Annotated in this window: 24 protein-coding genes, 1 pseudogene and 2 riboswitches; of the genes and pseudogenes, 14 read left to right on the top strand and 11 right to left on the bottom strand. The window is 61.7% G+C overall.

All coding sequences use genetic code 11. From position 1 onward, the window contains the following. Window positions 1-79: 79 nt before the first annotated feature. On the top strand, window positions 80-781 hold the full coding sequence (locus GR328_RS05160) for a fumarylacetoacetate hydrolase family protein (protein WP_425487015.1): 702 nt from the start codon (window positions 80-82) through the stop codon (window positions 779-781). 864 nt (window positions 782-1,645) lie between these two features. Here GR328_RS05160 and GR328_RS05155 read toward each other — a convergent pair. The 5 genes from GR328_RS05155 to thiC all read right to left on the bottom strand — a co-directional run bounded on the left by GR328_RS05155 (window position 1,646) and on the right by thiC (window position 6,725). Then, window positions 1,646-1,927: a hypothetical protein gene (locus GR328_RS05155; protein ID WP_160883460.1), complete on the bottom strand. Its 282-nt coding sequence runs from the start codon at window positions 1,925-1,927 to the stop codon at window positions 1,646-1,648. A gap of 315 nt (window positions 1,928-2,242) precedes the next feature. Then, complete coding sequence (locus GR328_RS05150; RefSeq protein ID WP_160883459.1) at window positions 2,243-3,052, bottom strand: SGNH/GDSL hydrolase family protein; 810 nt, start codon at window positions 3,050-3,052, stop codon at window positions 2,243-2,245. Window positions 3,053-3,084: 32 nt separating this feature from the next. Next, window positions 3,085-4,332, bottom strand: coding sequence for a cytochrome P450 (locus GR328_RS05145; protein ID WP_160883458.1), 1,248 nt, complete (start codon window positions 4,330-4,332; stop codon window positions 3,085-3,087). Between the two features lie 126 nt (window positions 4,333-4,458). After that, window positions 4,459-4,668 (bottom strand): hypothetical protein, encoded by a 210-nt coding sequence (locus GR328_RS05140; protein WP_160883457.1) that lies wholly within the window; start codon window positions 4,666-4,668, stop codon window positions 4,459-4,461. 209 nt (window positions 4,669-4,877) lie between these two features. Then, the gene (gene thiC / locus GR328_RS05135; RefSeq protein ID WP_160883456.1) at window positions 4,878-6,725 is read right to left on the bottom strand and encodes a phosphomethylpyrimidine synthase ThiC; all 1,848 of its coding nucleotides are present in this window, start codon (window positions 6,723-6,725) and stop codon (window positions 4,878-4,880) included. 58 nt (window positions 6,726-6,783) lie between these two features. Continuing rightward, a riboswitch (TPP riboswitch) is annotated at window positions 6,784-6,891 on the bottom strand. A gap of 91 nt (window positions 6,892-6,982) precedes the next feature. Continuing rightward, window positions 6,983-7,086, top strand: a riboswitch (TPP riboswitch). On the opposite strand from thiC, the gene thiM reads away from it, so the two are divergent. From thiM to mnhG, 10 genes are all read left to right on the top strand, one after another. Then, window positions 7,075-7,863 carry a hydroxyethylthiazole kinase gene (thiM, locus tag GR328_RS05130; protein ID WP_160883455.1) on the top strand — a complete coding sequence of 263 codons (789 nt, stop codon included), beginning with the start codon at window positions 7,075-7,077 and terminating at the stop codon, window positions 7,861-7,863. Its footprint overlaps the riboswitch before it by 12 nt. Next, a complete protein-coding gene (gene thiE / locus GR328_RS05125; protein WP_160883454.1) occupies window positions 7,860-8,525 on the top strand; it encodes a thiamine phosphate synthase in 666 nt (221 codons plus the stop codon). Before thiM ends, thiE begins: the two co-directional genes overlap by 4 nt. Further along, complete coding sequence (gene thiD, locus GR328_RS05120) at window positions 8,522-9,322, top strand: bifunctional hydroxymethylpyrimidine kinase/phosphomethylpyrimidine kinase (protein ID WP_160883453.1); 801 nt, start codon at window positions 8,522-8,524, stop codon at window positions 9,320-9,322. Before thiE ends, thiD begins: the two co-directional genes overlap by 4 nt. Next, complete coding sequence (locus tag GR328_RS05115; protein WP_246215705.1) at window positions 9,306-10,397, top strand: TRAP transporter substrate-binding protein; 1,092 nt, start codon at window positions 9,306-9,308, stop codon at window positions 10,395-10,397. The genes thiD and GR328_RS05115 overlap by 17 nt, the downstream gene beginning before the upstream one ends. 488 nt (window positions 10,398-10,885) lie before the next feature. Beyond that, window positions 10,886-13,822: a monovalent cation/H+ antiporter subunit A gene (locus GR328_RS05110; RefSeq protein WP_160883451.1), complete on the top strand. Its 2,937-nt coding sequence runs from the start codon at window positions 10,886-10,888 to the stop codon at window positions 13,820-13,822. Further along, window positions 13,822-14,166: a Na+/H+ antiporter subunit C gene (locus GR328_RS05105; RefSeq protein ID WP_160883734.1), complete on the top strand. Its 345-nt coding sequence runs from the start codon at window positions 13,822-13,824 to the stop codon at window positions 14,164-14,166. Before GR328_RS05110 ends, GR328_RS05105 begins: the two co-directional genes overlap by 1 nt. Then, complete coding sequence (locus tag GR328_RS05100; protein ID WP_160883450.1) at window positions 14,163-15,788, top strand: monovalent cation/H+ antiporter subunit D; 1,626 nt, start codon at window positions 14,163-14,165, stop codon at window positions 15,786-15,788. Before GR328_RS05105 ends, GR328_RS05100 begins: the two co-directional genes overlap by 4 nt. Further along, on the top strand, window positions 15,785-16,273 hold the full coding sequence (locus tag GR328_RS05095) for a Na+/H+ antiporter subunit E (RefSeq protein WP_160883449.1): 489 nt from the start codon (window positions 15,785-15,787) through the stop codon (window positions 16,271-16,273). The genes GR328_RS05100 and GR328_RS05095 overlap by 4 nt, the downstream gene beginning before the upstream one ends. After that, the gene (locus GR328_RS05090; RefSeq protein ID WP_160883448.1) at window positions 16,270-16,551 is read left to right on the top strand and encodes a K+/H+ antiporter subunit F; all 282 of its coding nucleotides are present in this window, start codon (window positions 16,270-16,272) and stop codon (window positions 16,549-16,551) included. Before GR328_RS05095 ends, GR328_RS05090 begins: the two co-directional genes overlap by 4 nt. Next, window positions 16,548-16,925 (top strand): monovalent cation/H(+) antiporter subunit G, encoded by a 378-nt coding sequence (mnhG, locus tag GR328_RS05085; protein ID WP_160883447.1) that lies wholly within the window; start codon window positions 16,548-16,550, stop codon window positions 16,923-16,925. Before GR328_RS05090 ends, mnhG begins: the two co-directional genes overlap by 4 nt. Before the next feature lie 291 nt (window positions 16,926-17,216). Here mnhG and GR328_RS26825 read toward each other — a convergent pair. From GR328_RS26825 to GR328_RS28185, 3 genes and pseudogenes are all read right to left on the bottom strand, one after another. Next, a pseudogene (locus tag GR328_RS26825) lies at window positions 17,217-17,351 on the bottom strand (helix-turn-helix transcriptional regulator); the annotation flags it as partial. A gap of 324 nt (window positions 17,352-17,675) precedes the next feature. Next, on the bottom strand, window positions 17,676-18,101 hold the full coding sequence (locus GR328_RS05075; RefSeq protein WP_246215723.1) for an invasion associated locus B family protein: 426 nt from the start codon (window positions 18,099-18,101) through the stop codon (window positions 17,676-17,678). Between the two features lie 300 nt (window positions 18,102-18,401). Continuing rightward, window positions 18,402-19,010: a peptidoglycan-binding protein gene (locus GR328_RS28185; protein ID WP_160883444.1), complete on the bottom strand. Its 609-nt coding sequence runs from the start codon at window positions 19,008-19,010 to the stop codon at window positions 18,402-18,404. A gap of 456 nt (window positions 19,011-19,466) precedes the next feature. Between GR328_RS28185 and GR328_RS28180 the strand changes: the two genes are divergently transcribed. From GR328_RS28180 to GR328_RS05055, 3 genes are all read left to right on the top strand, one after another. After that, entirely contained in the window at window positions 19,467-19,898 is a 432-nt protein-coding gene (locus GR328_RS28180) for a peptidoglycan-binding domain-containing protein (RefSeq protein WP_343039290.1), read from the top strand. A 198-nt stretch (window positions 19,899-20,096) separates the two neighbouring features. Continuing rightward, window positions 20,097-20,570, top strand: a complete 474-nt coding sequence (locus GR328_RS05060) for a YbaK/EbsC family protein (RefSeq protein WP_160883442.1) — start codon at window positions 20,097-20,099, stop codon at window positions 20,568-20,570. A 352-nt stretch (window positions 20,571-20,922) separates the two neighbouring features. Continuing rightward, on the top strand, window positions 20,923-21,156 hold the full coding sequence (locus GR328_RS05055) for a hypothetical protein (protein ID WP_160883441.1): 234 nt from the start codon (window positions 20,923-20,925) through the stop codon (window positions 21,154-21,156). Window positions 21,157-21,379: 223 nt separating this feature from the next. On the opposite strand, the gene GR328_RS05050 is transcribed toward GR328_RS05055, so the two are convergent. The 3 genes from GR328_RS05050 to GR328_RS05040 form a co-directional block, all read right to left on the bottom strand. Further along, the gene (locus GR328_RS05050) at window positions 21,380-21,517 is read right to left on the bottom strand and encodes a hypothetical protein (RefSeq protein ID WP_160883440.1); all 138 of its coding nucleotides are present in this window, start codon (window positions 21,515-21,517) and stop codon (window positions 21,380-21,382) included. A 115-nt stretch (window positions 21,518-21,632) separates the two neighbouring features. Then, window positions 21,633-22,385 (bottom strand): SDR family NAD(P)-dependent oxidoreductase, encoded by a 753-nt coding sequence (locus GR328_RS05045; RefSeq protein ID WP_160883439.1) that lies wholly within the window; start codon window positions 22,383-22,385, stop codon window positions 21,633-21,635. A gap of 81 nt (window positions 22,386-22,466) precedes the next feature. Further along, window positions 22,467-23,948, bottom strand: coding sequence for an aldehyde dehydrogenase family protein (locus GR328_RS05040; protein ID WP_425487014.1), 1,482 nt, complete (start codon window positions 23,946-23,948; stop codon window positions 22,467-22,469). Window positions 23,949-24,019 lie beyond the last annotated feature (71 nt).

Raw genomic sequence — 24,019 nt, 5'->3', positions numbered from 1 at the left:
ACATTTTTCTAGAATGATGCTTTGATGATGCATAATGTGACTGGACACCTCGGGAGAAGGTGCAACTTGGGAGGAGGAAATGATGGAAACTCATGACTGCGTGATCGCGCCGCCGGCTCGTGCTCTGCTGCCGGTAGCGGGCACATCAATGAGCTTTCCGGTGCGCAGGATTTATTGCATCGGCAGAAACTATGTCGCCCATGTCCGCGAAATGGGCGGAGACGAGACGCGCGATCCGCCAATCTTCTTCCAGAAACCCGCAGACAGCATTGTTCTCGACGGGGCCGAGATTCCCTACCCGCCCATGACGAGGAATTATCACTTCGAACTCGAATTGGTCGTGGCGATCAAGACGGGCGGTCGAGATATCCCGGTCGCGGATGCGCTCGATCATATCTACGGATATGGCATTGGCCTCGACATGACGCGCCGCGACCTCCAAATGGATCTTGGCAAGAGCGGTCTGCCTTGGGAAGCAGGCAAAGCCTTTGACAATTCCTGCCCCTGTGGTCCCATTCATCCCGTTGAAAGGGTTGGGCACGTCCTGGAAGGCTCTATCCGGCTTACCGTCGATGGTGAGGCCAGGCAGGACTCGGACTTGGGGCTTATGATTTGGAAGGTACCTGAAATCGTTGCGAATCTATCCAAGTACTTCACACTGGAACCAGGCGATATCATTCTGACCGGGACACCGGCCGGCGTTGGGCCCGTGACACCAGGAAATGAACTTGTGGGTTCGATTGACAAGCTGGGCACGCTGCGGGTGCGGATCAGCAGTTAGCCCCTCCTCTCTCCCTGGCGTCACCGACAAGGAAGTGTTGGGAGACTGACAGCACCATCCCCGACCCTCAGAGGTCGGAAATTCATCGGCAGCGTTTAGGCCGGCTACGCCACCCAGAGGAAGAGGGGAGCGAAAATCTCCTCCTTCCCAGCGTCTCTTTCGAGTCGAGGTATGAAATCGGCGAAAGCATGCTGACGTTCGAATTTTCCCGGTAAGCAGTCGAACATCCTATGGGATTCACCAAATCTTTTTTCCTGTCGATGTCACGGTCAGGCTTGATTGCGGAGGACTTCATTACGGGAGCACTGAAAAATGGTACTATCGCCGACCATTATTGCCGAACCAGGGTGCCTTGAAATCGGACCTGGATCTCGTCTCGATAGTGCCTCCGTGCAGGAGCCGGTCACGGTGCGTCTCGAGGCGCCGCAGGCCAGACCTCTTGAGATCATCCGGACCGTCCTCGGCCCGCCGCTTGCGCCGCTCGCGACAGCGGGCCTCGTCGTGGAGAAAGTGCATGTACGGCGCGCCGCCCACGCCACACAGCAAAGCGCCGCCAGCCCTTCCCGATACGGAACAGGAGCAGCCTGCAGCGCTGCACGATCTCGGCTTGGCCTCAGCGAAGAGCCGCCAGTTTGATGAGACGTCCAGGAAAGCCGCACAGGCGCTCAATGTCCCGATCGCCCTCGTGTCCTTTGCGGACGAAGCGCATCGGCCCCTGCCCGCCATGACAGGCTCGACACACGGAGCTCAGGTCACCCGCCAGACTCCACGTACGGCTTTCCAGCTAGGCCTTGTGAACGTCTGCTCTTCGCGTGGGAATGGTCGAGGATGGCGCCCCGGGTCCCTGTGCCCGGGCCTGCATCCTCACGTTCCTGCATCGGTTCGATCCCCTTCGGATTGGAGCCTCTCATCGTACCACTCGGTCAACTCGGAGGCGAAATCCTCATCCTGCGCCAATCGCACAAGGAAGGCCGAGGCCAGGAAGAAGTGGAAAGGGATGTCCGAATGATCGTCATCGAGCGTTGCCTCTACCTCGGGGCCGACAACCAATTGCCGATTGATCTGTCCACCCTCCAGACCGAGGACGATGGCGACTTGCCCGGGCTCGAGAATGACCGTGGTTTTCTGATCCTTGCTGTCGGTCACGTAGATGGCTCCCATTGAATATGATGCTGGACCTCAGCCATTAAATCCTGCGAAGGCACCCGCGTTCCCGGATCTCGCAGGCACGATGACTAATTCCCTCCCAGACTGTGCGGCTTGGATGTCGTGGCGAGCGCCCTGGACCGGCTCGCCAGAGGTCCGGCGACCGGCACCGAAACCGCTGGTGGGCATCTCGCATCCGTGCAGGTTTCTTCTGGACAGTGACGGATTCTGCCCTGCGCTCCCGGGAGCCAATGCCCGGGAGCGGGAGCATGGTATCCGGTCGGATCTTGGAAACCGCTTCGCTCACCCAGGGTCTCATTTATGCGTTTGAAGCGCCTGGGCCGCGGCGTCCGCCAGACGCCTGTGAGCCCGTGTGGTCGGATGGACCTCGTCCCAGAACAGGTGCCCCTCGCAACGACGGTGCTGATGACAGGGGGTGGTGATATCGGTGAAGCCCGCTGCGGCCGGCTCGGCACTCACACGCTCCGCCAACTGCCAGACGTCGAGCCGGTAGAGCCGCAAGCTCGAAAGATTGTCAAACTCCATGAGGGTCCGGTCGAGAGCGCTGTTGAAATGCTCTGTCAGTCTGTTCGCTGCTTCGATAGTCGCTCGGCCTTCCGCCCGCACGGCGGGCGTCATGCCGATCGCCGGAAGGTTGGGCACGAGAATGTCGGTCGCGCCCTGACGCGCCAGATCGGCCACGATGCTCTTGAGCGAGGTTGCGGCGGCCTCCGCCGCAGAGAATGCCTGAGGCTGACCGATGGCAGCCAGCAGGTCGTTGCCTCCTCCGTAAACGATGTGGAGGATCCGACCGCGCGGGCCGGACGCCCGCAGATAATCGTCTGCCTGCCCCCGAAGGCTCGTCGCGCCTGAGCGGGGGTCAAGGCGGGCCCCACCGACAGCGTAATTGCTCCCGCCTGCGCGGCTCGGCTCCAGCGGCAGTTGCAAGGTCTGCGCCAGGTACTCGACCCAGACGGGGCCGTTCGAGGCCCTGCCTGCATTGCCGTTGTCGGACAGGCTGTCACCGAAGACCACGACGTGATCGAAAGCGGGAAAGGCTTTGGCGGTGGCGTTCATGAGGACCAGGACTGCAACGGCGAGAAGGGGATGGAGAATGTTGGGCATGGGACCGCTCCGCTAGAAATCGCCACCGGAAGTCATAGGCCCTGCACGTGATCGATCAGGAACCGGCTATTGGGAATTGCGGGTACTCTTGACAGGTCGACGCGGAGGTCCTGTGCCGGCACCCGGTAGGTCATTTCCCGCGTCAGAAGGCGCATTGCCGTCTTCACCAGCTCGATAGCGATCCATTCGCCCGCGCAGCGGTGATCGGCGAAATGGTCCCCGCCGCCCTGCGGGATGAAATTGTAGGGACTCCCGTCCCAGTGCCGGAAACGCTCGGGCCGGAAGCGGTGCGGCTCCTGCCAGGAACGAGGATCGTGGTTGGTGCCGTACAAATCCAGGATGACCCACTGGCCTTGCCCGAAGCGATGCCCCCTCCAATCGAATTCCTGTAGAACTCGTCCTGCGACTACCGGAAAGAACGGGTAATAGCGACGGAGCTCCTGCACGAAGAACTCGAGGGGCTCGTCGTCGTTCGTCTGGAGCCTCTCCCGCCATTCCGGATGATCGTGCAAGGCCAAGGCTCCGAAGGTGATGTAGCGGGCGACCGCGACTGTCGGCCGCAAGACGTTGATCAGTTCCACCGCCGCCGTCGGGATGTCCAGGAGCTTTCCATCAAGGTCACGGTGCCGGGAGACGACCTGGGCCGCCACTCCGTCGGATGTCGTGGTCTCTCCCGAACGCAGCCGGTCGACGACGTCGCGAGCCCAGCGCTCGGTCCGCCGCCGCAGGAGAAGGCCGCGCCAATTCCGCGGCCCCACGGCTCCGGCTCCGTCGATCATGGCTGCGAATTCCCGTGTCCGCGTCGGAGACTCGCTCTCGGTCAATGGGATTCCGGCCCATCGACAGACCGAACGGCAAAGAATGTCCTCGACCTCCTGATGGAGCACGATCTCGTCCCGGCCCTGCCACCGTGCGATCCGGGATCGCCACTCCTCCGCCACCAGATCGGACAGGTGCCCGATCGAGGCAGGCGTCATCAGCGACATAAACATCTGTTTGCGATGTCGGTGTGCGGCGCCACCGAGAACCTGAGCGCTGCCCTGGTCCTGCAGCAGCCAGAGCGCTGATTTCGGCAATGCCTGTTTGCGGGTAAAGCGGTCAGGTTCGTAGAACTCCCTGGCGGCTTCGGCTCCCATCATGCAGATGGCTTTGGCGAGCATGATCCGTGTTTCGAAGATGTCGGATTGGAGGCGCTCGCAACGCGTTGATATGAAGGTATAACCCTCCCTCAGCATGGCCCCAGTGCTGTCCAGGCTCATTTCCCGCGGGATGGCAGACATCAAGATCCTCCAGGCGGTCCGTCACCTCTCAACAGGCCGCCAGGAGCCAGGAAGTTCCCGAACGCGTGCCAAGAACGGTCGACTCGACTGGAGAGGTGAGCAGGCGGCCGCTTCTCGGCCCCACCTCTACCAAGCGCTCTGGCCCAGGGTCTCGTCTCTCATGGAAACCAGCTTGTTGAGCTGGAGCGGATCCATGTCGAGGCGGACGGCCCATTCCTCCAGGGCCGATGAGTACAGGTAGGAGAGGAAACGTGCCGGGCTATCTGCAGCACCCTTGAGCCTCGCGAGCTCCGACACGGCCTCCTTCAGCAGGTCGAAATTACGATCGGTGATCATGGCAACTCCGCGTGCTTTTCCAGAAAACTGGGCCTCGCATCATCGCTGGCAAGAGGGGACCGCCATTCAGTCTGATCGTCAGGGACCGCTCCCATTCTCTCCCTGCTCCCTGGCTCCTGCGAGGTCCGGATGGCGGTAGCCGAGGCCCGCCCCTGCCGAAGTACTGGAACCGGCAGGAGCGAAACATCATTATGTCCTCCCGCTCCCCATCAGGGCTCTTCGACGTAGAGCTTGCCTCCACTGGCCAGAAACTCCCGGCTCTTGGCCTGCATGCCAGCCCATTGTTCCTGAGCCTCTGGACCCATGGCAGCCATTTCCGCCCGCAGATCCTGGGTGATTTTCATCGAGCAGAATTTCGGTCCGCACATGGAGCAGAAGTGCGCCGCCTTGTGCGCCTCCTTCGGGAGCGTTTCGTCGTGAAAGGCGCGAGCCGTGTCCGGATCGAGCGAGAGATTGAACTGGTCCTCCCAGCGGAAATCGAAACGCGCCCGGGAGAGAGCGTCATCCCGCATCCGTGCCGCCGGGTGCCCCTTCGCGAGGTCCGCCGCATGAGCCGCGATCTTGTAGGTGATGACGCCCGTCTTCACATCGTCCCGGTTCGGCAGGCCGAGATGTTCCTTGGGCGTGACGTAGCAGAGCATGGCCGTTCCGAACCATCCTATCATGGCGGCCCCGATGCCAGAGGTGATGTGGTCGTATCCGGGCGCGATGTCCGTCGTGAGTGGGCCGAGGGTGTAGAAGGGGGCCTCCCCGCACTCGCGAAGCTGCTTATCCATGTTGACCTTGATCTTGTGCATCGGCACATGACCTGGTCCTTCGATCATAACCTGACAGCCTTTGCTCCAAGCATACTTCGTGAGCTCACCTAGGGTCTCGAGCTCGGCGAACTGGGCGGCATCGTTCGCGTCAGCGATCGAGCCCGGGCGCAGCCCGTCGCCCAGTGAAAAGGAGACGTCGTAGGCCCGCATGATATCGCAGATCTCGTCGAACCGCTCGTAGAGAAAGCTCTCTTTGTGATGCGCCAGGCACCAGCGCGCCATGATGGAGCCGCCGCGGGAGACGATCCCGGTCACTCGCTTAGCGGTGAGTGGGACATAGGGAAGACGTACACCAGCATGAATGGTGAAATAGTCGACTCCCTGCTCGGCCTGCTCGATGAGCGTGTCCTTGAAGACTTCCCAATCGAGCTTCGCCGGATCGCCGCCGACCTTCTCCAGGGCCTGATATATTGGGACCGTGCCGATGGGCACCGGCGAGTTGCGCAGTATCCAGGAGCGGATATTGTGAATGTTGCGGCCGGTTGATAGATCCATCACCGTATCTGCTCCCCAGCGGATCGCCCAGACGAGCTTTTCCACCTCGTCCGCCGCGGTCGATACCACGGCGGAATTGCCGATATTGGCGTTGATCTTCACCAGGAAGTTGCGGCCGATCACCATCGGCTCGAGTTCGGTGTGGTTGATATTCGCCGGTATGATGGCACGACCCAGTGCCACCTCCTGTCGCACGAATTCGGGCGTGATGAACGGCGGGATCGCCGCTCCGAAGCTCTCGCCGTCGGCGATCGTCGCTTCGGCATTCTCCAGCATCGCCTCACGGCACAGGTTCTCACGATGGGCGACGTAGATCATCTCCTCCGTGATGATCCCGGCTCGCGCGAACTCGTACTGGGTCACCCTCTGCCCCGCTGCCGCGCGGCGTACGGCGCGCTCGGCCGGACAGGGCGAGACCAGCCTGTCAACCGGGACGTAGCCGTTGTCTTCCGGCTTCACCGGACGAGGTTCGGTCGCCGCGATGCCACGCGCCGCAATCCATGCCTCCCGCACGAGCGGGAGTCCATGATTGAGGTCGATGGCGGGTAGCGATTCCGTGTAGGGCCCCGAGGGATCGTAGACCCTAATCGGCGCCTCCGCATGATCGGACAACGCAATCTCGCGGAAAGGCACTCTGATGTCGGGACGTTCCTTGATCTGCGCATAGACTTTGCGCGATCCCTGGATCGGGCCGACGGTCACGGATTGGGGAACGCCGCTGGGCTTCTCGGTATGGACAGTCACTGGATCTCTCCTCCTGGGCAAAGGGAGATCCGGGCAAAGCGAGCTGAGGGATACGTGTCGTGCTCGATAGTTCCAGTCCCTCCGCCGGTATGACCCGGATCAGGTTCAAGGGTCACGGCGGATCAGCCGACTCTCAGCCCCTCACTGGGCCCCCCTCGGAACAAGGCGGATAGTCGTCGACACCTTTGCCGCTGTCAACCGCCGGCACGCTGACCGGGATGACGCTTGTCAAACCGAAGCGGAAGGTTTAATGCGGTCGTATCTCCTTGGGGTGCCCGAACGGGCTGAGAGGTCTCGAAGACCAACCCATCGAACCTGATCCGGATCATGCCGGCGGAGGGACTGCGAGATGACGAGAACAACTGCGTCCGGACCGGACGCCCACGATCTTCCAGCGCTGGCCGGCCTCCTGCTCGATCGCCTTCGCAGCGAGCGTATCCGTGTGCATGCGATAACGAACTCAGTGGCGCAGGCCTTCACGGCAAACCTGCTGCTGGCTGCGGGCGGCATTCCGTCCCTCACCGTCGCACCGAACGAGGTGCCCTTTTTCACGCAACGCTCCGATGCGCTCCTCGTCAATCTCGGGACACTCGACGGTGAGCGTCGTGAAGCGATTTCCCTGGGAATTGCAGCCGCTCGCGATCATGGGAAGCCCTGGGTGCTCGATCCGGTCTTCGTTGAGGCCTCCCCGTCCCGTTTGGAGTTCGCCCGATCGTGCCTTTCTCGCGCACCTCGTATCCTGCGCTGCAATGCGGGCGAGTTCAGAGCGCTTGCCGAGTGCGACGCCGGTCCCCCTGCCCTGCAAGCCTTTGCAAGATCCCATGGAACCGTCATTGCGCTCACAGGCGAGATTGACTGGATCACTGACGGCGCACGCATTGTGCGCATCCATAACGGTCATTCCCTGATGGCGCATGTCACGGCGATTGGATGCGCGGGCACAGCTCTCATCGCGGCTTTCTCCGCGTTGCATGACAATGCGCTCGAGGCAGCTGCCGCAGCCGTCCTGGTCACCGGCGTTGCCGGAGATATTGCAGGCGCGGATGCGAAGGGACCGGGCAGCTTCCAGCCTGCCTTCCTCGACGCAGTATTCAATCTCGACACCGCATCACTCGCCGCTCAAGGGAGAGTCTCATGATACCGGTCGATCTCAGACTGTACGGCATCATCGACCCGGACCGGACCGCAGGCCGCGATCCCGTCGAACTCGTCCGGCAGGTCGTCGCCGGCGGCGCGACGCTCATCCAGTACAGAGACAAGCGCGCCGACGGCAGGCGACAAGTCGAACTGGCTCGGGCTCTGAAGGAGGCGCTTCGGAAGACAGGGGTGCCGCTCGTGATCAACGACCGGGTGGATATCGCGCTGGCCGCCGGAGCCGACGGCGTTCACCTCGGACAGGATGACATGCACCCCACCGATGCACGCTCCCTGCTGGGCGTGAACGCGATCATCGGGCTTACGATCAAGACACCGGAACAAGCCGATGCATTGGTACGGATGCCAGTGGATTACGGCTGCATCGGAGGTGTCTTCAGCACTGTGAGCAAACACAATCCATCCGCGCCCATAGGACTTGACGGTCTCGCCGAGGCGGCAGCTCGAGCGAAAGCCGCCGCCGGTGCGCCAGTCGGTGCCATCGCCGGTATCGATGCCTCGAATGCGGAGGCGGTCATTGCCGCAGGCGCTGACGGGATAGCCGTCATTTCGGCCCTCTTCATGGCCCCCCACCCACGGGCCGAGGCTCAGCGACTTCGAAACGTCGTGGACCGGTCGCTCGCATCCCGGAGTATCCGCTCATGACGGCGATTGCAGTCACGATCGCGGGATCAGATTCCGGTGGCGGAGCCGGCATCCAGGCGGACATCAAGACTTTCTCGGCCCTCGGGGTCTATGGTGCCAGCGTGATAACGGCCCTGACGGCCCAAAACACTCTCGGCGTCCAGGGAATTCACGACGTCCCGCCCGAATTCGTCGCGCAGCAAATCGACAGCGTCTTCTCCGATTTGGCCATCGGCGCCGTGAAGATCGGAATGTTGTCCCGACCCGCTGTGATCGAGTCCGTAGCCCATGGGCTTGAGCGCCACGCCACCGAGCGTGTCGTTCTCGATCCCGTGATGATAGCGGCGAGCGGCGACCGGTTGCTGGTTCCACAGGCCGTCGAGACCTTGAAGCAGGCTCTACTTCCGAAGGCGCTGCTCGTCACGCCCAATCTTCCTGAAGCGGCAGCGCTCCTCGAAGAGCCGATGGCCGACGATGAGCGGACGATGTGCCGCCAAGCCGAGCGGATCCTGGCGCTGGGACCCGCGGCGGTTCTGATGAAGGGAGGTCACGGGACAGGAGCGCAGAGCGTCGACATTCTCGTTGACGCGCAGGGAATGCGGCGCTTCGCGGCGCCCCGCGTCGCCACGCGCAACACGCACGGAACCGGATGCACCCTCTCTTCAGCTATCGCCGCGGGGCTCGCCAAAGGCCTTCCGCTCGCGGACGCTGTCGCAGCCGGCAAACATTTCATAGGCGCGGCCATCCGCGCCTCCTCTACCCTCGAGATCGGGAACGGGCATGGGCCCGTGCATCATTTCCATGCCTACTGGTCCTGAACTTACCCGCCGCGCGGCACTCGGCGCCGGAGCCGCCGTTCTTGCCGCGCCTGCTGTCGCCCGCGCGCAGACCCTGCACTGGCGGATGGTCACCTCTTGGCCCAAAGACCGTACCGGTCCCGGCATCTCGGCTCGTCGGATCGCCGAGCGCATCAATGCATTAAGCGGTGGACGGCTTCGGATCGATCTCTTTGCCGCCGGTGAAATCGTGCCGCCCTTCGCGGTGCTCGATGCCGTCTCGAATGGAACCGTTGAGATCGGGCACACGGCGTCGCTCTACTGGCAGGGAAGAATGCCGGCGGCAGGATTCTTCACAAGCGTACCTTTCGGCCTCGGTCCCATTGAGCATCAGGCGTGGATCGAACTGCGGGACGGACAGGCGCTTTGGGACGAGCTCTACAGCCCCCATGGCGTCCGTGCATTCCTGGCCGGCAATACGGGGCCATCCATGGGTGGATGGTTCCGGCGCAGGCTCAGTGATGTGGATGACCTCAAAGGAATGCGCCTTCGCGTCCAGGGTCTAGGAGCAGAGGTTTATGCTCGGCTGGGCGCCGTACCCATGACCGTCTCGGCCGGCGATCTCCTGCCTGCCCTCGAAAAGGGCTCAATTGACGCCGCAGAGTTCCTCGCCCCTGCAACCGACCTGGAAACGGGCCTACCCAAATATGCATCCTTCTATTATGCGCCTGGTTTCAACAAGCCGAACGGCGCCAGCGAACTCCTGATTTCGTTGGGGCTATGGGACCGGCTTCCAGCAGACCTGCGCAGCATCGTCACCGAGGCCTGCAGGGCCGAGCATACTCTTGGGCTTGCGGAAGCCTACCAGACCAATGCCGCGGCCTTGACCGAGATCCTCGGGAAATACCCGGTCACCCTGGAGGCCTTCCCCCGCCCGATCATGGAAGCAGCCCAGGCAGCATCGGCGGGATTGCTTGCCGATATCGGAGCGACCTCGCCTCTCGCCGGTCGCATCGTCGAGAGCTACAAAGGAGCATTGCAAGATCTTCGCGGCTGGTCGGCTCTCGCGGCCGATATGGCGAGAGCCAATACGCGTGCACACCTGCCAGCGCGCTGACCGGAGACCCTGAACGGAACCCGCCCTTCGAAGTCGGTTTGATAGCCTTGGAAGATGGCGCAACATCGGAGGAGATTTCCCCGTCGCCACGACAGGCTTGATCTCTGAATGTCACGGCTTGAGTTCCCTTGAAGAACCACAGGCTCCGGACAATGTCGCCTCCGAGCCCGTCATCGATGCTGTGCCGACAACGCTGTGACTGCTGGGTGGCGGGGCGGAGTTAAGGACCCTTTCGTCAGCGCAGCTAGAGCGACAGCCTGGAACGGCATAGCGGATGTGCTCTCACGTCCTCCTCAATCCCCATGGACGGCCAGGGGCGCGAACAGACGCGCTCGTCCCCTGAGGGCTGGCGACCTGTTCCGCCGGGATGTCAGATTTTATCCTGCAATGCCCTTGCTTTCGCACCTTCCAGTTAACCATATTGGGCGACATATCACCCCTATAGAGTTTCACTCAGGCTCCCCGTCAGGAAGGAGATCGCACAACCTATGTCCAGTGGAACACTCCTCCTGGTCATCGTTTTTCTTCCCTTCGTAGGGAGTTTCATCGCTGCCTTCTTACGGCAGGATGCCCGGAACGGTGCGGCTTTCCTGGCGGGAAGCATCGCGCTGTGCGCCACCGTCCTGACGGCTTTCCAGTATCCTGAAGTGAAAGATGGCGGAGTGCTGCGCCTCAGAACGGATTGGGTGCCGGCACTGGGTCTCGATTTCACCATGAGGATGAACGGTTTCACGTGGCTCTTTGCCATGCTGGTCGTGAGCATCGGCTTTCTAGTCGCGCTCTATGCGCGTTACTACATGTCTGCGGCCGATCCGGTACCGCGCTTCTTCGCTCTGCTGCTCGCTTTCATGGGTGCAATGCTGGGCATCGTGCTGTCCGGCAACCTGATTCAGCTGGTCTTCTTTTGGGAGTTGACCAGCCTCTTTTCCTTCCTGCTCATCGGCTATTGGCATCATAGTGCCAGCGCGCGCGAAGGGGCGCGCATGGCGTTGACGGTAACGGCCGCCGGCGGGTTGTGCCTTCTCCTCGGAATTCTCCTGATCGGTCATATCGTCGGCAGCTACGACCTGGATCGCGTTCTCGCCTCCGGCGCACTCATCCGCAGCAGCGATCTCTATCTGCCCACTCTGATCCTGGTCCTGCTTGGCGCCCTCACAAAGAGCGCACAGTTCCCATTTCACTTCTGGCTGCCGCACGCCATGGCCGCGCCCACGCCGGTTTCGGCCTATCTCCACTCTGCCACGATGGTGAAGGCAGGCGTATTCCTCCTCACTCTGCTCTGGCCCGTGCTCTCAGGTACGGAGGCTTGGTTCTACATCGTGGTCACTGCAGGCCTCTGCACCCTTCTCCTGGGGGCGTATGCAGCGATCTTCCAGCAGGATCTCAAGGGCCTCCTCGCCTACTCCACTATCAGCCATTTGGGCCTCATCACGCTCCTCCTGGGGCTGGGGAGTCCGCTGGCGGCGGTCGCGGCGATCTTCCACACCCTGAACCACGCGACCTTCAAGGCCTCGCTGTTCATGGCCGCCGGAATTATCGATCACGAGTCCGGCACAAGAGATATCCGCCGATTGAGCGGACTGCTCCGACATATGCCGGTGACAGCGACCCTGGCCATGGTCGCGGCGGCCGCCATGGCCGGCGTGCCCCTGCTCAACGGGTTCCTGTCCAAGGAGATGTTCTTTGCCGAGGCCGCGGCCTTTCACGTCGACTCGCTCCTCGATCATTCCTTGCCATACTTCGCCATGATGGCGAGCGCTTTCAGCGTGGCCTATTCCCTGCGCTTCATTCACGGCGTGTTCTTCGGCGAGCCCGCGACGGACCTTCCCCGCACGCCACACGAGCCTCCGCACTGGATGCGTTTTCCCATCGAGCTTCTGGTGCTGATATGCCTTCTTGTCGGCATCCTGCCGGCTTTGACTATCAAGCCGTTTCTCTCGGCGGCAGTGAGATCCGTCCTTGGGCCGGATACACCCTATTACAGTCTGGCCGTGTGGCACGGCTTCAACGAGCCCCTGCTCATGAGCGTGATCGCTCTCGTGGGCGGCATTCTCATGTACTGGCTTCTGCAAGCACACCTGGCAAAAGGAATCGAAGGCCCTCCCCTGATGCGCCGTCTCAAAGGACAGCGCATCTTCGAGCGTGTTCTGGTCGCTGTTTCCTGGCGGGGCGCGAGATCCGTCGAACGCGTGCTGGGAACCCAGCGGCTCCAGCCGCAGCTGCGGCTACTCGTGGCCTTCGCGGTCCTCGCGGCAGTGTGGCCGCTCTACCAGCACGGGTTTGAAGCGGGCCATCACGCAGGAACGGAGTTCGATCCGGCCTTCCTCCTCCTCTGGGTCGTCGGCGGCCTGTCCGCCATCGGCGCGGCGCACCAGGCCAAGTATCACCGCCTCGCAGCCACCGTGCTGATGGGTGGAGCGGGCCTTGTCACCTGCATCACCTTCGTCTGGTTCTCTGCTCCTGACCTCGCCGTCACGCAGCTCCTCGTCGAAATCGTCACAACCGTACTGCTTCTGCTCGGGTTGCGCTGGCTGCCGAAGCGCATCGAAATTTCAGGCGAAGGCCTGACCGCCGGGTTCCGGGCAAGAATGCGCCGCGCCCGAGATCTGACCCTTTCCATTGCAGCCGGAGCCGGCATCTCGCTGATCGTCTACGCGCTGCTCACGCGACCGCTTCCTGACGCCGTATCGCGCTACTTCGTCGAAAACTCTTACGACAAAGGCGGTGGCCGGAATGTCGTGAACGTCATCCTGGTGGACTTCCGTGGCTTTGATACTTTCGGTGAGATCGTCGTGCTCGCCGTGGTGGCGATCACCGTCTTCTCGCTGTTGCGCCGGTTTCGTCCTGCTCAAGAAAGCGTTCAAGCACCGGAGCAGCAGCAGAGGCAGGACGCCTATGACCGTACGGCACCGGAACGTGCGCTCGGCGACACTCTCTCCGACTATCTCACCGTCCCTGGGATCATCATGCAATGGCTCTTTCCGGTCATTGGCATGGTCGCGATTTATCTCTTCCTTCGCGGCCACGACCTGCCGGGTGGAGGATTCGCGGCCGGGATCACGATGTCGATCGCCCTCGTCCTCCAATACATGGCGGGCGGAACCCGGTGGATCGAAGCGCGCCTTCGGGTTCTGCCGATCCGCTGGATGGGTTTGGGGCTCCTCTGCGCGGCTTTCACGGGCCTCGGCGCTTGGGTGTTCGCACACCCGTTCCTTACATCACATTTCCGGTACCTGGAGTTGCCCCTTATCGGAAAAATGCCCGCCGCCACCGCTCTCCTATTCGATCTCGGGGTCTTCGCGACGGTGGTGGGTGCCACGGTGCTCATCCTGATCGCCTTGGCGCACCAATCGGTCAGAAGCCCGCGGGCGGCTCGCCCACCGCTGTCCGACCGGAAGCCCGCAGTCGTGCAGGAGGACGCATGATGGAACTCGTTTTTTCGCTTGCGGTCGGAGTCCTGACATCTTCGGGAGTGTGGCTTCTGCTGCGTCCGCGCACGTTCCAGGTCATCATCGGTCTTTCCCTGCTCTCCTACGCGGTGAACCTCTTCATCTTCGGCATGGGTCGTTTGCGGATCGGAGCGGCCCCTATTCTCAAGAGCCCTGATGCCGCCGTCCCTGCACTCTATGCGGACCCGCTTCCCCAGGCCCTGGTCCTTACCGCGATCGTGATCAGCTTCGCGATGACGTCCCTGTTCCTGGTCGTCCTGCTGGCCTCTCGCGGCCTCACAGGAACCGATCACGTCGACGGGCGGGAGGATCCGCAATGATGGGCTTGGCCGAGCATCTGATCATCATTCCGATCCTGCTGCCGCTGATTTCAGGCGCCGTGATGCTCCTCCTCGATGAGCGGCGCCGTGCCCTGAAAGGCGGGATCGGGATTGCGACGACAGTCGTTCTTCTGATCGTCTCCATCATTCTGCTGGGGATGGCGGACGCATCCCCGGCGGACACGCCCGCCTCATTCTTGAGAGTGTACTGGCTCGGGAACTGGCCCCCTCCGTTCGGCATCGTGCTCGTGTTGGATCGCCTCTCGGCATTGATGCTCACGCTGACGAGCGTGCTGGGTATTGCATCGCTCGTGTATTCCCTGGCGCGCTGGCATCGGGCGGGACCGAGGTTCCATACTCTCTTCCAGCTGCAGCTCATGGGGCTCAACGGTGCGTTCCTGACCGGCGATCTCTTCAATCTCTTCGTCTTCTTCGAAGTGATGCTCGCCGCGTCCTACGGACTTCTCCTGCACGGCGCCGGGACCCTCCGCGTCAGGGCGGGGCTTGCCTACATCGCCATCAATCTAACAGCCTCCTTGCTCTTCCTCATCGGTGCAAGCCTTGCCTATGGCGTTACGGGCACTCTCAATATGGCGGATCTGGCCAGGCGCATACCCGCCCTTGCATCGGGCGACGCGGCCCTTCTGGCGACCGCCGCGGCCATTCTCGGCACCGCCTTCCTGATGAAGGCAGGGATCTGGCCCCTGAATTTCTGGCTCCCAACGACCTATGCGGCCGCCTCTGCTCCTGCCGCGGCCATGTTCGCGATCATGAGCAAGCTCGGGGTCTATGTGATCTTGCGCATCTGGACGCTGATGTTCAGCACGGATGCGGGCCTGCTGGCAGGTTTCGGTGGAGACTGGCTGCTGTTGGCGGGCATGTTGACGATCCTCTTCGGCACCGTTGGAGTCCTGGCATCACAATCCATCCCGCGCCTCGCCGGGTGCAGCGTTCTCGTTTCCTCCGGAACTCTCATCGGAGCTCTCGGTACCGGAAGCGCCGCAGTCATCGGCCCGGCGCTGTTTTATCTGGTCAGCTCCACATTGGCGATCGCCGCCTTCTTCCTGCTGGTCGAACTGGTGGAACGAATGCGCGATCCCGGCGCCGACGTGCTTGCTGTCACGATGGAAGCCTATGGCGACGACGACGATTTCATCGAAGAGGAAGTGGGTGTCGCCATTCCCGCCACGATTGCGCTCCTCGGCGGCAGTTTCATCGCATGCGCCCTCCTTCTCGCAGGGTTGCCGCCCCTGTCCGGGTTCATCGCGAAGTTCGGCATGATGGCAGCGATGCTGAAAAGCGACGAAACGATCCGCGCGTCGACCTGGGTATTGATCGCCCTTCTGACTCTATCCGGACTCGCGACCCTGATCGCCATGACTCGAACCGGCATCACCTCTTTTTGGGCCCGCATCGATGACAGCGTACCCCGTGTCGGCATCATCGAGATGGCTCCGGTGCTCGCCCTTCTCCTGCTCTGCCTTTGTCTATCCGTCGGAGGGGGCCCGGCGATGCACTACATGCAGGCCACGACACAGGCTCTCTGGTCTCCTCAAAGTTACGTAACAGGAGTGCTCCCGGCCCATGAGGCTGGAGCACCTGGAGAGGAGAGGAGCCCATGAGCTGGCTTTTGCCCTTTCCCCTGCTCTCAGCCGTCCTCCTCCTGCTCTGGCTTCTGCTGAATCAGTCGATCTCGCCTGGTCACCTGGTTCTAGGAAGCGTGCTTTCTATAGTCGCCTCTTGGGCGATGGCAGCTCTGCGGCCCGGGAAGCCTGGAATCCGCCGCCCCATGGCGGCGCTGCATCTGATGGCCGTGGTGCTGATAGACATCTTCCGGTCGAATATCGCAGTTGGGCGGATCATCGTTCACCCGCAGGAGCCTGGCGCGAATGCGGGCTTCATGACGATACCGCTCGATATGCGCAGTCGCCACGGACTTGCGGTCCTGTCCATCATCATCACCTCGACGCCCGGCACGATTTGGGTGAACTACGATCCCGCGAAAAGCGTGCTGCTGCTGCATGTCCTCGACTTGGTGGACAAGACCGTATGGATCCGCACCATCAAAGGTCGGTACGAACGGTTGCTGATGGAGATCTTCGAATGAGCGCCCCCGTTCTTGCTTGGTCGATTCTTGCGGCCCAAGTCATGCTCGGCCTTGCCATGTGCTGCGCCACTTACCGGCTTGTTTTCGGTCCGAGAGCGCAGGATCGTATCCTGGGCATGGAGGCGCTCTACGTCATTGCGATGCTGATGCTTCTGACGTTTGGGATCCGCGTTTCCGACAGGCTCTACTTCGAGGCCGCTCTCATCATCGGCCTCGTGGGCTTCGTGGCGACTGTGGCACTTGCTAAATTCCTTATGCGCGGCGAGGTCATTGAATGAGCACGACCGGTGAATTGCCAGTCTGGGCCGCCCTTTTGACGGCCTTTCTCGTGCTAACGGGGGCCGGCGTCACCCTGATCGGGTCCATCGGTCTCGTGCGCCTCGGCAGCTTCTATGCTCGCGTACATGCCCCGACTCTCGGCACGACTCTGGGAATGGCCTGCATCCTGATGGGATCGGCGCTCTTCTTCAGCGTGCTCGAGGCCCGTCCCGTGACCCACGAGATCCTGATCGCGATATTCGTCACTCTGACCACTCCGGTCACCCTGTTGCTCCTGGTCCGAGCCGCGCTTTACCGGGACCGCATCGCAGGCAGCACGGACGTCCCTCCGGCAGATGCCGGGGACGGATCGCCTCCACCTGAGAATGGATAGACGAACCTGAACTGGTCACGGGCAGCGCAAGCCGCGTCCTCGAACAGTTCCGCGCTTCTCCGGCAGATGGCTGGAGAGCGCCTGGAGCACCTTTCGGAGAAGCGGTTCCGCTTCGCCGGCGGAACGTGCCGGAAAGAAGGAGGATGTCTTTGCGGCAGTGGAAGCAACTCTAGCCAGAAGGTTCGCGCAGCCGCACGCCGGGACCTGCCTCTCCGGACGGGATCAACAGCGCCCCGCCACATTCGATCGCAGCTACGACCTGAGCCGCAATCACAGGATGCCAATCACAGGATGCAAAGAGTGTCGCCCGTTCTCGATGTTGCGGACGGTGCTGCGCGAGACATAAGCACGCTCCGCCAGTTCCTCCTGCGTCCAATTCAGCAGACCACGTGCGGCACGGCATTGTTCAGGAGACGGCAGCAGCATTCACGACGTTCCTGCCCGCACAGCTGATCGCCCCCTAGGCTGAAGCGAGGACCCGCCGCGTCGGAGCACAAGAGATTCCTGGCGGTCGGCCAACCGTGCATGCTCCAAGGTCACCCTGCTGCGTTGCGGCGCTTGCATCGACCTTCGACCCTCGTTGTCACGGCCTTCTGGTGCTCGTCGTGCTGCGGGACGTTCATCGCAGCCTCCGTGGGAGAGGCGCCGGGGAGCAAATCCCCCCGGATGATGCAGTTTCCTGCAGCCTCGCCCACCGCCGGCCGTACACCCTCGGCCGGATTGAGAAACGTCTCTTTTGACGCTCGCGGATTACCGGCAGCCCTGCCGCGCCTTGCGCATCATGGCGGTGAAGCCCCGGAGCGAGAAACTGTACGTCGTTTTATTGCCGCGCCGCGATGTCGCTTCGACGCTCGCAGTACGTCCCTTCTGAAGGGCGCGAACGAACTCGGCCTCCCGCTCGGCTCGGCGCAGCCAAGCGTATTTGCCTCGCGGAATCAAATTGAAGTTCTTGCCATCCACCCTAACGCGGATCGAAACAGGCGCGAATTCGTAACCGGCCTGCAGACTGGCTTCGGTTCGAGCCTTGCCGCGACGAAGCAGGCGGACGAACAGGGTCACACGTCCATGATCGAGACGCTCGGGCTTCTTTGATATTGCGTCGGAAAACACATAGCAGGCAGAAGCATTTCTCTCCCTGGTTTTCCAAGCACTCCAGCTTTCGTTCGAACCAAGCATGCGAGGGCTCTGCGCAAGCGCGCAGGTGCTCGAGAGGACGACGATTGCAAGGGCCGTGCTTGTGATTTTCATCTACGAGATACTCGCCTTGGTGGTTGCAGGAGGCCGCAACCTTCCAAGGCGAGGTTACTCATTGGTAAATTTCGGGACCGACGAGCTCCATCGATGGGCGAGCCGCACAAATTAGTCCTTTGACACAAGAGCTTATGACCATATCAACTGCTTGTGAACATGGTGTGGCGCTCATTGCCGGCCGGCGCGTCGCGCGAACGGGGATCCCCCTATTGTGCCTTGAGAAACCTACTCAGGTCTCTCGGCCTGCGCCGCCATGACCTTTGCGGCCCGTGTCAGGGCCAGAAGCGTCTGGGCCTGGAGCTCACCCGTGACCTCGAGTCCGGCGGCACGCTGAAAATCCTCGATTGCCTGCCGCGTCGATGCTCCGATCACGCCGTCGGCCTTGAGCTCCCCAAAACGGAGCTGCGTCAGCGCCTCTTGTGCCGCCACTATATCCTGCTTTGTAGGCCTCGGCTTGATGCGCAAGACTTCGGGCGCAACTCCTGCAGAAAGAGACAAGTCCTGCTGCGGAGCAGCCGCCAATTGCTCTCGCAGTTTCACAAGTTCAGCCTCAGCGTCCGCCTTGATGCGCTGCATCTCCGATCGGGCAACCGAGAGTTCCTTCCGCAAGGTCTCAATCTGCTCGGCACTCTCCTCAGCCTTCTGGCGCTGTGCCGCGAACCTAGCCTGATAATCCTGGAGAGCGGAAGATTGCGTGCGAACCTGCTCTTCCAGCTCTGCGTAGGTCAGGGACGAGTGGACATACGCGCCCCACCCTGCGATCCCCGCAAGTGCCAAAACAAAAACAACGATGCGCTTGGAGCTGAGAGACAACCCTCTCGACTTCGGATTCACGGTGCTTCCTTCAACGTTCAGATCTGGATTGGTGAAAACCGTTCTCGCGACAACCTAGAGATAATCGTGGTCAAACCATGACCTTGATCGCCCCTGATCCGTGAGAATGGAGATCTTGCGGATCCTTCCCGCCGCAGCCGATTGCCTCCTTAACGTTTGCCTTACCTGTCGAATGCATATGAGGGTGCCATCCTATTCCTTGCCCCCGTCGCATCGCCACTTCCAAGCCCCATTGATCCGTTCTGAGTGTGGCTCCGTGGCACCGCGCCAGCAACATGAGGAGAAATGATGTCGCCGAGGTACAGGTCAGAGCAGAGGACATTCAGCCGTATCATCATCCTGGCGCTTGCCATCGGCACTGCCTCAGGATGGGGAACGTGGTTTGTCTCCTACCGACGCTCTGACAGGGTCGAGCGGGATCTCAGGGAGCAGGTTTCCACTCTTGCACAAAGCCAGATGCAGTTGCTGCACGAACGCGAGGTCGCGGCAGCCGCAAAAGCGGATCTGATCGCCCTCCAATCTCAGGTAGCCGCATTGCGAAAGGAAATCGACGACTTGTCGCAACGTCGTAGCATTTTGCAGGCGCAGCCCCGGCCAAGCCGGGGCGGCGAGAGCGACGGAAACGTCAAGCTCTCTCAGCCAAACGTCTCCGAGACAGGTTCGATAACCACTCTCGATCATCCCGAGAAGGTATTCGTTACAACTGCGCAGAAGGCGCTCACCAAACTCGGCTATGGTCCCCTTGCCGCGGACGGCGTCATGGGTCCGAGCACTCGCCAGGCCATCGAGGAATTTCAATACAAGAACGGCCTTCCTGTAACCAGAGAACTCGACATGGCGACATTGCAGCGTCTCGGGCAGATCGACAGCGTCGCTGCGGCAGATTGAGGGCATTGCGGCTTTGCGTCGGTACGAGCCGAAGCGGGCTCTCCCGTCGATGATCGTTCAGCCTCCCTGTCCCGCTCATCACGAGGCGGAAACGGCTGATGTAACTTTATCTCATGAGACATGCGCTGTGCACTTCCTTTCGCACGATACATTGTGTATCTCTGCACGCGCTCTTTCACATCATGGAGTTCGGCATCAATGAGCCTTGAATCCGTACGTGCGTTTTTCTCGCAGAATGCGCCGGACATCGAGATCATCGAGATGAAGGCGAGCACCGCCACGGTCGCTCAGGCGGCGGAAGCTCACGGCGTCGAGCCCGGGCGGATCGCCAAGACCCTCTCCCTTCGCGTGGGGGAGCGCAGTTTCCTGATCGTTACCAGAGGCGATGCTCGCCTCGACAACCGCAAGGTCAAGGCCACCTTCGGCGGAAAGGCATCGATGCTGAATGAGGAACAGGTTCGCTCTCTCACCGGACATCCGGTCGGGGGTGTCTGCCCGTTCGGCCTTGCAACCCCCCTGCCGGTCTACTGCGACATTTCACTTAAGGCATTCAACGAGGTCGTACCCGCCGCCGGATCGATCCACGCGGCGGTGAAGATCTGCCCTGAACGCATGGCCGATCTGGTAGGGGCGAACTGGGTCGATGTCTGTCAGGAGCCCCCGTCCGCCTGAAAATCCAGAGGGTCCAGTAGGAAAGCCAGAGCACTAAGCTTAAGCATCATTGCAGAATCTGAACTGATTTGGTTAACAGAGTGTCATGTCCGACCGAAACACACATCCCGGGACCGACGCTCTCGCGAAGATCTGCGATCTTTTCGTGCTGCTCGTGGGAATCGGCTTTTTGAGCCTCGCGCTCAATGTTGTGCGTGTTTGAGCCCGTCGCAGGTTCAAGACACCCCTCCGGCCTACGAATCCTTAACCCGCCGAGGCTAAATAAGTGTGGCTAACGGGTTGCGTCGCGCGACGGCGGCGGTTAGCAAAGCCCGACATTGTTTGATGACTAAACCACTTCGGAGGAGCCTGAATGCCCCACGAAGCTTACTGTGTTGCATACCGAGACAGGCGCTGGTCTGTTCTTCACCGAGGCCGGGATCTGGGTGCTTTTTACTTTCGCACCACCGCGCTGAAGTTCGCCGTAACCTCCGCCTATCGGGCGGGTGCGTCGGCTCAACAGAACGTCTATGTCCTTGATCGCAACGGCGCTCTCTACACGGTATGGAACTGGACCAGGGATCGCATCAGCCTGGATGCCGATTGAGCGGTCCGTCCTGCGGCGAGAATTCGGATACGCTCCCCTTAGGGCGAGGAACACCCGGGCCGATGCGCTTCGCGAGAGCAGCGAATGCGCAGTATGAGGTCACCAATTTGTCTATCGCCATCGAGCTTTAGCGTACCTGCGAAACGGGCGCTGGCGTGCGCCCCTCATGCCCCAAACGCTTCTGCTTCCGGTCGCTTTCCACAGGATTCTGCGGCTCTGGCGACTATTCGGGCGCGAAAGCGATCCTGTTGCCCTTCAGCTCCATTCTAGCCTCGCGATCGAGCGTCAAGACCCTGAAGACCGGCGGCACGATAAGAGCGGTCATCGCGGCAACCACTGCGAATGCCAATAAAGCCGTCATGCCTTCCCCCGTTTGGCGATTCCGTCCTTGAGGGAGATCATGAGGCGGTATGCTTGTGGGAGGCTTGCCGGAGGGCTGCGAAAGTCGCCTGTCGTTACGATTGTACTCCTTTTTCTCAGACCCAACCGCCGTCTACAAGGTAAGTCTGGGCGGACATGGCGCTGGAATCGTCCGAGCCGAGGAAGAGAGCGAAATTTGCAACATCCTGAGGCACGAGCTTGCGCTTGACGCATTGGCGCTTCAGTAGTTCCTTCTCACCTTCGGGGGTGAGCCACAGGTCGATCTGGCGCGGCGTCATGATCCAGCCCGGCACAATGCAGTTGACGCGGATATTCTTCGATCCGAGTTCACGTGCCAGTGCACGGGTCAATCCCACTACGGCGGATTTTGCGGTCTTATAGGCTGCGAAGGAATCGTCACTCACCATGTAGCTCGTGGAGCCCATGTTGATGATCGAACCCCCTCCTGCCTTCTCCATATCCGGCAACACGGCCTGGGCGGCGAAGAACTGGTGGTCGAGATTCGTGGCGAAACGCTCGCGCCAATATTCCGGCGTGACCTCGTCGATGCTGTGACGATCGTCTCTTGCCGCATTGTTGACGAGGATGGTGATTGGGCCCAAGGCGTCGCTCGCGCGACGGATCGCCGCCTGGAGCGCCGGAATATCCCGAACGTCGTTGTGCTCGAAATGAACCCTCCGACCGAGCTCTCTCGCCAGAGCCTCACCCGCTTCTGCATTGTAGTCGAGGATGGCGACCTGACTGCCCTGTGCATGAAAAGAGCGCGCGATGCTCTCGCCAATGCCGCTGGCGCCGCCGGTGATGAGGACCGTCTTGTCTTTCAGCGAGCCGTAATTCGTCTGGGTCATGGGATTATCGTCCTGATCTGGGGCAATCTTGGCGTTGCAGAGCCAGAAGGTTCTGCAACGCAGTGTTGGTACCTCCGGCGGTCACTCGCTGGACGTGGTCTTCGGCACGTATGGTCCGTTGCCGTCGAAGGTGTAGGCGGTCTTGACGGTGGTGTAGAACTCCTGCGCATAGCGGCCCTGCTCGCGCGGGCCGTAGCTCGAGCCCTTCCGGCCGCCGAACGGAACATGGTAATCCACCCCCGCCGTCGGCAGGTTGACCATCACCATGCCGGCTTCCGCGTTGCGCTTGAAGTGGCTGGCGTATTTCAGGCTCGTGGTGCAGATGCCCGACGACAGGCCGAACGGCGTGTCGTTGGCGATCTCCAGCGCCTCGTCATAGTCCTTCGCCTGGATCACCGTCGCCACAGGCCCGAAGATCTCCTCGCGCGCTACCCGCATCCGGTTGTCCACCTCCGTGAACAGCGCCGGAGAGAGATAAAAGCCGGGCGCATCACGCTTGAGCAGCTCGCCGCCCGCCGCGAGTTTGGCGCCTTCTTCCTGGCCGATGCGGATGTATTTCAGATCTTGATCGAGCTGGCTCTGGTCCACCACCGGGCCGATATGGGTGCCGCTTTTGAGGGCATCGTCCACCACCAGCCCGCGCATCCGCTCCTGCATCGCCGCAACGAAGCGGTCGTGGATGCCTTGCGTCACGATCAGGCGCGAGGAGGCGGTGCAGCGCTGGCCGGTGGAGAAGAAGGCCGAGTTGACGGCGCACTCGACCGCCACCTTCAGGTCGGCGTCGTCGAGCACCACCATCGGGTTCTTGCCGCCCATCTCAAGCTGGACCTTCTTCATCGGATCGGCCGTGATGCAGGTCTGGGCCACGCGGCGGCCGGTGGGCACCGAGCCGGTGAACGAGATCGCCGCCACCTTCGGGCTCTGCAGCATGGCCTCGCCCACCACCGAGCCCTGGCCCATGACCAGGTTGAACACCCCCGCCGGCACGCCGGCCCGGATGATGATCTCGCAAAGCGCATGGGCCGAGCCCGGCACCAGCTCGGCAGGCTTGAATACCACCGTGTTGCCATAGGCGAGCGCCGGCGCGATCTTCCAGGCCGGAATCGCGATCGGGAAGTTCCAGGGCGTGATGAGACCGACCACACCCACCGGCTCGCGGGTGATCTCGACATCCAGGGCCGGGCGCACCGAGGGCAGCTTCTCGCCGGCCAGGCGCAGGCATTCCCCCGCGAAAAAGTGGAAGATCTGGCCGGCCCGAGTGACCTCGCCGATGCCTTCCGGCAGGGTCTTGCCCTCCTCGCGGGAGAGCAGGCGCCCGAGCTCCTCCTTGCGGGCGAGGATCTCGTCGCCCACGGCCTTGAGAATGTCGTGACGGGTCTGAATGGAGGAATGGGCCCAGGCGGGGAAGGCATCATAGGCCGCCGCAATGGCGCGCTCCGCCTCCGCCGCCGAGGCACGGGCGAACTCGCCAATCACGTCATTGGTGTTCGACGGGTTCAGGTTCGGGGTCGCCTCGGACGCAGCAACCCATTCGCCCGCAATATAGTTCTTCGTCATCGGCATTTCTCCATTCCGTACGCAGCCTCAGATGCGCCCTGCCGCCGCGATTGGCAAGAAGGTAGGACCCGCTCATC

This window comes from Microvirga makkahensis (assembly GCF_009830105.1).
GTDB classification, from domain to species: domain Bacteria; phylum Pseudomonadota; class Alphaproteobacteria; order Rhizobiales; family Beijerinckiaceae; genus Microvirga; species Microvirga makkahensis.
This window is presented reverse-complemented; position numbering and strand designations above follow the sequence as displayed.